This is a genomic window from Caulobacter sp. P1_B12_2 (assembly GCF_056406675.1).
Map to the genome: position 1 here is coordinate 1 of NZ_JBFTZS010000521.1, position 2928 is coordinate 2928.

At 66.7% G+C, this 2928-nt stretch carries 4 protein-coding genes; 2 read left to right on the forward strand and 2 right to left on the reverse strand.

Annotated features, from left to right (window positions below; genetic code table 11):
• Both AC1DZ6_RS22615 and AC1DZ6_RS22620 read left to right on the forward strand, forming a co-directional pair.
• Positions 1 to 927, forward strand: a 927-nt coding sequence (locus AC1DZ6_RS22615; protein ID WP_477099361.1) for a formylglycine-generating enzyme family protein, incomplete at its 5' end; no start/stop codon positions are given.
• A gap of 17 nt (positions 928 to 944) precedes the next feature.
• Positions 945 to 1874 (forward strand): HAD family hydrolase, encoded by a 930-nt coding sequence (locus AC1DZ6_RS22620; RefSeq protein ID WP_477099362.1) that lies wholly within the window; start codon positions 945 to 947, stop codon positions 1872 to 1874.
• Between the two features lie 79 nt (positions 1875 to 1953).
• On the opposite strand, the gene AC1DZ6_RS22625 is transcribed toward AC1DZ6_RS22620, so the two are convergent.
• The gene (locus AC1DZ6_RS22625; RefSeq protein WP_477099363.1) at positions 1954 to 2337 is read right to left on the reverse strand and encodes an EF-hand domain-containing protein; all 384 of its coding nucleotides are present in this window, start codon (positions 2335 to 2337) and stop codon (positions 1954 to 1956) included.
• A gap of 94 nt (positions 2338 to 2431) precedes the next feature.
• Positions 2432 to 2928: BamA/TamA family outer membrane protein (locus tag AC1DZ6_RS22630; protein WP_477099364.1), on the reverse strand; the 497-nt coding region annotated here is incomplete at its 5' end.

Genomic DNA, 2928 nt, shown 5'->3' on the forward strand with positions numbered 1-2928 from the left:
CCGCTGCGCGAGGCGATGACCTGGATTCCCGGCGGCGTCTTCACGATGGGATCTGACGACCACTATCCCGAGGAGCGGCCGGCGCGGCGGGTTTCGGTCGACGGGTTCTGGATCGACCCCTCCCCCGTGACCAATCGGCAGTTCGCCCAGTTCGTGGACGCCACGGGCTATGTCACCTTCGCCGAGCTGCCGCCCAATCCCGACGACTATCCCGGCGCCGACCCGGCGGTGCTGGTCGCCTCCTCGATGGTGTTCACCCCGCCACGCGGGCCCGTCGACCTTCGACATCCCCTGCAATGGTGGGCTTTCGTCCAGGGCGCGGACTGGCGTCATCCGCATGGCCCGGGAAGCCACATCAAGGGGCTGGGCGACCATCCCGTGGTTCACGTCGCCTGGGTCGACGTCCTGGCCTATGCCGCTTGGGCGGGAGTCGAGATCCCCACCGAAGCGGAGTGGGAGCTGGCGGCCCGCGGGGGTCTGGACGGCGCCGAGTACGCCTGGGGCGACACGTTCCTGAGAGACGGCCGCCACATGGCCAACACCTGGCAAGGCGCGTTCCCGCACCAGAACACTCTGGACGACGGCTGGGCCAGGACGTCGCCGGTCGGCGCCTATCCGCCCAATGGCCACGGCCTCCAGGACATGATCGGCAACACCTGGGAATGGACGACGGACTGGTGGTCGACGCCTGACGCGGCGGGCGGAGCGCCCCGCTGCTGCGCCGCCAAGAATCCTAGAGGCGGGCTCGAGGCGGACAGCTGCGAGGCCGGAAGGCTTCCGATCCCGAGAAAGGTGTTGAAGGGCGGCTCGCACCTGTGCGCGCCCAGCTACTGCAAACGCTATCGACCGGCGGCGCGACACGCCCAGCCGATCGACACGTCGGCGTCGCATGTGGGTTTTCGCTGCATCGTCAGATCCCGCGCCTGAACCGCTCGGAGGCGACCATGACCAAAGTGCCACTACCGAGTTGGTCCGACACCTCGCCCAGGCGGAAGATCCTGGATTTCGTCGCGCGCGTGACCCGCCCCGGCGGTCGTGACTACGTCGCCCCCGCCGACCGTATCGCCGTGTTCGACAATGACGGCACTCTGTGGGTCGAGCATCCGCTTTACGCTCAGGGCATGTTCGCGCTGGACCGCGCCAGGCACATGGCCGCCTCGCATCCCGAGCTGGCCGCCAAGCCCGTGTTCCAGGCCTTCGTCAACCAGGACATGGCGGGACTGGCTGCTTGCGGCAAGCAGGCCGTGATCGAGCTGTTGCTGCACCTGCACGCCCACGCCACCGAGGAGGCCTTCGCGCTGGACGTGGCGACCTGGCTGGTGGAGGCCCGGCATCCGCGCTTCGACAGGCCCTATACCGCCCTCGCCTACCAGCCGATGCGTGAGCTRCTGGCCTATCTGGCGGCCAACGACTTTCGCAATTTCATCGTCACCGCCGGCGGAGTCGATGTCGTGCGGATGTTCAGCGAACAGACCTATGGCGTGCCGCGCGAGCGGGTGATCGGCTCCAGCGGCAAGACCGAATTCCGGCTCAATGGCCGCCGCGGCGAGATCCGCAAGCTGCCGGAGTTGCAGTCGTTCAACGAGTACGCGGAGAAGCCGGTCAACATCGCCTTGCACATCGGCCGACGTCCGGTCCTGGCGTTCGGCAATTCCGACGGGGATCTGGCGATGCTCGAATACACCGCCTCGGGTCCCGGCCGGCGGCTGCCCATGCTGCTGCATCATGACGATTCAGAGCGCGAATACGCCTATGACAAGGACACCCACGTCGGAAAGCTGGACGTGGCGCTGAGCACGGCGATCGAGCGGGGCTGGACAGTCGTCAGCATGAAAGACGACTGGTCGCGACTGTTTCGGGACAAGACCCTCTAGCCGGAGCCATGACCACGAACCACGGCCCGCCGACGTTGGTCGACGGGCCGAGACAGGTCAGGAAAGCCGTTGAGCGGCGCTACTTGCGGGCCGCCTTCTCGGCCGCGTTGGCTTCGGAGCGGGTGACGACGCCGTCGTGGTTGGTGTCGAACGTGGCGAACCTCGGGCCGTAGTAGGCGTCGATCTCGGCCGGCGTGACGAAGCCGTCCTTGTTGGTGTCCAGCACCTGGAAGAGCCCCGCCTTGCCGATCTTCGGCCAACCGTCGACGCCCTCCGCGCGCACCTCGTTGCGCACCTGCTCCGCGCCCCGGTCCCATTCGGCCTTGCTGACCTTGCCGTCCTTGTCCTTGTCGGCGCGCAGCAGGAAGGTTCGTCGGCTGTCCTGATATTCCTTCTGCGTCACCTTGCCGTCCTTGTTGGCGTCGGCGAGCAACTGCTGAGCGTCGGCTGCGGATGCCGACATGAGCGTCACAGCGGCGATGAGAACGAGTCCACGCATGTAAAACCTCCAGGAAATGGGGCCGCAGCCCCGGGGAAATCAGGGAACTCGACCGCCGTCAGAAAGCCTCGCCGACGTAGAAGTAGAGGGCCGAAGAGCCATCCCCGACCGCGTAGTCGATGCTCATGTTGACGTGGTACTTGGTGGAGGCCTCGAAGCGTGCGCCGATCCCGGCGGCGGGCAGCAGATCCCTGGTGTTCATCTTCGAGAACTCGGTGGACACCTCGCCGACGCCGACGAAGGCCACCGCGCCGAAGCGTTTGTAGATCTTGCGCCGCACCTCGGCCTGAACCGCGAACATGGCGTGGTCGCGATACTGCCCGCTGGTGTAGCCGCGAAGGTCGTTGCTCTGGCCGTAGTTGCACAGGTCGTAGAACGGCGCGCCGTCGCCGGATCGGCAGATTGACCCGCGCCAGGCCAGCACGGTCTTGTCGTTGACGGCGTGGTAGCCGTTCACCGCCCCGGTGATCCGCGGATAGTCGAAATCGCTGCCCAGCGCGTCGGCGGCCACAAGCCACTGGGCGTTGGCATAGACGCCCGACCGTGGATTGTACT

Excerpts from the sequence above, each read along its gene's own strand:
- AC1DZ6_RS22625 (WP_477099363.1), bottom strand. The coding sequence starts at position 2,337 with ATGTCGGCATCCGCAGCCGACGCTCAGCAGTTGCTCGCCGACGCCAAC.